Origin of the sequence: Macromonas bipunctata (assembly GCF_002837135.1) — a bacterium.
GTDB classification, from domain to species: Bacteria; Pseudomonadota; Gammaproteobacteria; order Burkholderiales; family Burkholderiaceae_C; genus Macromonas_A; species Macromonas_A bipunctata.
In genome coordinates, this window is sequence record NZ_NWBQ01000104.1 from 1 (window position 1) to 4535 (window position 4535).

Sequence of the window (4535 nt, forward strand, 5' to 3'; positions counted from 1 at the left end):
CACAAATTCAGCACCGAGGTGGTGCGCAACAACGCCGCCATCTTCGTGGGCGACGTGGCCAGCGCCAAGCTGGTCAAAACCCGTATGGCCAAAAGCACGCTGGACGCGGGCTGGGCCATGCTCAAAACCATGTTGGGCAACAAGAGCCGTCAGGCCGGTGTGGTGTTTGAAGAAGTCAACGAAGCGTACACAACCCAGACTTGCTCGTGCTGCGGGGTGATACCCGCCAGCAGTCCGAAAGGTAGGGCGGGTTTGCGAATAAGGGAATGGACGTGCAGCGAATGCGGAGCGGTACACGACCGCGACGTAAACGCGGCGCGCAACATTCTCGCGGCGGGGCATCGCCGTCTGGCAGCAGGAATCGCCGTCCGCTAGGACGGGGAAGATGTCAAGCATATCAGGACGTGGGCAGCCAGCCGGTCTGGGCTGGGGCACTGGTGTCGCGTTCGAGCTTGATTTGCACGCCGGCGGCGGGCCAGGCCAGCGGGCAGCGCAGCAGACGGCCATCGCGCGCAACGATGGCGGTGCAGGTGGTGTGGCCTTGGGTGTAGGAGGCCACATCGTCGAGCTTTTTGACACGCCATGCGTTGGCGGGATGCGTGCCGCCGTCGTCTGTGGTGGGCAGTTCCACGGCCAGCCATTCGTCGCCAGCGGCCAGACCTGCGGTTTCGGCGGCACTGCCACGCAGCACGTTTTTGATGTGCAGGCCGTTGGCCTCGGTCACGCGCAGCCCCAGGCGTTGCGCGGTGGGAGCCGGTTCTTCGTTCCAGCGCACGCCGTGGGTGGGCAGCAGGTCGGCCAGTGGCAGGTCGGTGGTGCCGTGTACCCAGTCGGCCACTTCCAGCGCAAAGCTGCGCTGGCCCAGTTCTTTCAGGGTGGCCAGCAGGTGGGCTTCGGTCATGGGGCCAGCGTTGCAGCGCTGGTAGAGCTGGCGCATGACGGCATCGAGCGTGGTGTGGCCTTCGGCGCGCAGTGTCAGGTCCAGGCACAGGGCGATCAGCGCGCCCTTGGTGTAGTAGCTGACGGTGGCGTTGGGGGTGTTTTCCTGCACACGGTAGTACTTGGTCCAGGCATCAAAGCTGGCTTGGGCCACGCTTTGCACGTGTCGGCCCGGGGTTTGCAGCACCTGGTTGATGGTTTTGGCCAGCAGTGGCAGGTAGGCGGTGGTGTCGATCAGGCCTGTGCGCAGCAGGAACAGGTCGTCGTAGTAGCTGGTGAAGCCTTCAAAGAACCACAGCAGTTCGGTGTGGTTTTCGCGTTCGTAGTCGTAGCGCGCCAGTTCGGCCGGGCGCAGGCGCTTGACGTTCCAGGTGTGGAAGTATTCGTGGCTGATAAGGCCGAGCAGGGTGGTGTAACCGTCGCTGGGTTTGGCGCTGTTGGCAGGTGGTGTGGCACCAGAGGCTGCAGCGGTGCGGGGCAGGTCGCTGCGCTGGCAGATGAGGGCGGTGGAGTTGCGGTGTTCCAGCCCGCCATAGCCGTCCTGTGTGGTGTGCAGCAGGAACACATACTGGCCAAAGGGTGGGGTGTCGTCCGGGCCGTGCCAGAAGTCGATTTGGGCGGCGCAGATTTTCTGCGTGTCGGCCAGCAGGCGTGCGCCATCAAAACAGGGAGGCGCGCCGCTGACGACGAAGCGGTGCGGGATACCGCGCACTTCGAATTGGCCACTCCAGAAGGCACCGAGCTCGAACGGGCTGTCGGCGAGTTCGTCGTAGTCGGTGGCCACGTAGCTGCCAAAGCCGTGCGCGTCGGTGGCCAGCGCGGGCAGGCCGGTGGCCACTTGCCAGCCGTGGGTGTGCGGATGGCCCGCCACGCTGAGTCGGTGCGGCAGGTGGTCGTGGCCGTGGACGCGTAGGCACAGGCTGGTGGGGTTGAAAAAGCCGCGTTGTGGGTCGAGGTAAGCGGTACGCACCGAAGCGTCGAAGGCGTAGACCTCGTAACGCAGGGTCAGGGTGGTGATGGGGGCCGGCGTGTCGGCGGCGGCGTCGTCGCAGAGGCGGGGGTGGGGCACGCGCGGGCGGGCTTCCCAGGTGTTCTTGTTGAGTTGTTGCAGCGCCAGCGGTTGGCCGCCGCATTCGGCGCGCAGGTGTTGCAGGTGCTGCGCAAATTCGCGCACCAGGTAGCTGCCCGGGATCCACACCGGCAGGCTGAAGCGTTGCTGGCGCGCGGGCTGGTCGATTTCGAGCGTGACGCCGAACAGGTGCGCGTGCGGGTTGAGTACTTCCACCCGGTAGCGCACGGCGGCGGGGCTGGCGGGGGCTGCGGGGGCGGTGTGGGAGGTGGTCATGGGGTCGGGGTTGTGCTCACAGGGCGCCAGCGGCGAGCCAGCAGCTCAGGGCGGCGCCGCTGGAGAGGCGAAAACGCAGCGTCAGCCAGTGTTGCAGGCCCAGCGCGGGGTAGAGCTTGCGGTCGAACACGTAGCAGCCCACCAGCACCAGCCCCAGCCAGGCAAGGCCTGCGCTGGGGGGCATGAGCACGCCGGGCCAGGCCAGCAGGCTGGGCGTGATGCCCCACCAGATGGGCGAGACCTCGGACACGCCGTTGCGGCCCCAGATGGCACCCCAGTGGACGCCGCCCAGGAACGAGGCGATGAGCGCGGCGTAGGCCGCCATGGCCTGGGCGGCCCAGGGGCGCAGTTCGGCGTCCACCAGCCACACCAGCAGGGCCAGCAGGGCAAACGGGATCAGCCCGGCGTGGCCCAGGCGTTCGATGAGCAGGTGGTGGTCGCGGTTCACGGCAGGGTGGGGTGTGGTGGAGGAAAGAAAGGGCGTGGGGCGGTCAGTGTGCGGCGTTGAGCAGGGCTTCGAGCTTGTCGGCGCCCAGCGCACCGGGCACGCGGGTGCCATCGACCAAGAAGCTGGTGGGGGTGCCGGTGATGCGGTACTTGCGCCCGAAGGCTACGTTGCGCTGCAGCGCGCTGGTGTCACAGCTGGCGCTGGGGGGCGTGATGTTGCGCAGCATCCAGTCCTCGAACGCCTTGCCGGGGTTCTTGGCGCACCAGATGTGCTGGGACTTGGTAGTCGAATCCTGCCCCAGGATGGGGTAGAGGAAGATGTGCAGCGTGACGTTGCTGATTTTGGTCAGGTCTTTCTCGAACCGCTTGCAAAAGCCGCAGTTGGGATCCTCGAAGATGGCGAGCTTGCGCTGGCCGTTGCCGCGCACGATGGTGAACGCGTCTTTGAGGGGCAGTTGCTGGAAGTCCACTGCGCTGAGCTTGTTTTGCCGCTCTTCGGTCAGGTTGCTGCGGGTCTGGGTGTTGATGAGTTCGCCTTGCAGCACAAAGTCGCCTTGCGCATCGGTGTAGAGCAGTTCGCTGTGGTTGACGCGCACTTCGTACAGGCCGGGCATGGCGCTTTTGCGCACTTCTTCGATTTTGGGCAGGTTGGGCAGGCGTTCGCTCAGGTTTTTACGGATGGTGGCTTCTTGCGCGTGGGCGGTGATACCCAGCAGGCCCAACAGGGCCGCAGCAAGCGGGGCAAGGGCAGCGGCGCGCAGCCGGGGGCGGAGAAGGTGTGTCATGCGGTGGTGGTGTGGCCGGCGGCCTGTTGGGTGACCCAGTGTTTGAGGGGAGCGAGGCGGTCAAAGCCGCGCAGGCCCCAGCGGCGCAGCGCCTGGATGCGGCTGTCGCTGTGCTGGAACAGGCCAAACAGGCCGTCGGTGGCCCAGCCCATGGCGTTGAGGTCGGCCTGGCGGGCACGTTCGTAGCGGCGCAGCAGTTTGAGGTCGCCCAGCTCGCGCCAGTATTCGCGTTCGTGCAGCACCCGGGCCAGCGTGGCCACGTCGGCCAGCCCGACGTTGAGGCCCTGGCCCGCCAGCGGGTGCAGGGCGTGCGCGGCGTCACCGGCCAGCGCCACGCCGGGCTGCACCCAGTGCCGGGCGCGCGAGAGTTCCAGAGGCCAGCCCGCAGCGGGCCCTTGCAGTTGCATGGCGCCCAGGGCGTGGCCGCAGGCCTGGGCCACTTCCGCTGCCAGCGCGGGGGCGGGCAGGGCCAGCAGCTGGCGCGCGCGCTCTGGTGCCACCGACCACACCAGCGCCACGCTGTGCCCGCCGGGGCCGTCCAGCGGCAGCAGGGCCAGCACGGCACCGTCGATGAACCATTGCCGGGCCACGCCGCCGTGCGGGCGCTCGCAGTGCAGGCGCGCCGCGATGGCGGTGTGCGGGTAGGGGCGCACGTCGAAGGTAAAGCCCAGCGTATCGCGGCTGGTGCTGCGTTTGCCCTCGCACACCACCGTCAGCGCGGCGGGTGGGCGTTCGTGCAAGACGGTGATGCCGGGCTGGTAGTGCAGGGCCTGGGCCAGGCGCTGCTCCAGCGCAGGCACGTCCACGATCCACGACAGCGCCTGCGCGCCGCTGGCGTGGGCGTCAAAGCGCACGCTGGCATCGCCTTCGGCCACCCACATGTGTTGCACGGGGGTGACGCTGGGGGGGGCGCCGGTGGGGGCGCCCGGTGGCGCGTCGGGCCAGGCGCGCACCGACTGCAGCAGCGCGCGCGAGGCCGCGTTGAGCGCGTAGGCGCGGATGTCGGGCCCCGGGCCGGG

Annotated in this window: 5 protein-coding genes; 1 reads left to right on the forward strand and 4 read right to left on the reverse strand. The window is 68.0% G+C overall.

Annotation, left to right across the window (positions count from 1 at the left end; translation table 11 throughout):
• Positions 1–375 (forward strand): RNA-guided endonuclease InsQ/TnpB family protein (locus tag CON76_RS12440; protein WP_145995465.1); only part of this gene is annotated, 375 nt, incomplete at its 5' end.
• A gap of 22 nt (positions 376–397) precedes the next feature.
• Here the strand turns inward: CON76_RS12440 and CON76_RS12445 are convergent.
• The 4 genes from CON76_RS12445 to CON76_RS12460 all read right to left on the reverse strand — a co-directional run.
• Positions 398–2284 (reverse strand): M61 family metallopeptidase, encoded by a 1887-nt coding sequence (locus CON76_RS12445; protein ID WP_101103768.1) that lies wholly within the window; start codon positions 2282–2284, stop codon positions 398–400.
• Positions 2285–2300: 16 nt separating this feature from the next.
• Positions 2301–2732, reverse strand: a complete 432-nt coding sequence (locus CON76_RS12450; protein ID WP_240592860.1) for a DUF3429 domain-containing protein — start codon at positions 2730–2732, stop codon at positions 2301–2303.
• Between the two features lie 43 nt (positions 2733–2775).
• Positions 2776–3516, reverse strand: a complete 741-nt coding sequence (locus CON76_RS12455; protein WP_101103772.1) for a DsbC family protein — start codon at positions 3514–3516, stop codon at positions 2776–2778.
• Positions 3513–4535, reverse strand: a 1023-nt coding sequence (locus CON76_RS12460) for an FAD-dependent monooxygenase (RefSeq protein ID WP_101103774.1), incomplete at its 5' end; no start/stop codon positions are given. The genes CON76_RS12460 and CON76_RS12455, both read right to left, overlap by 4 nt.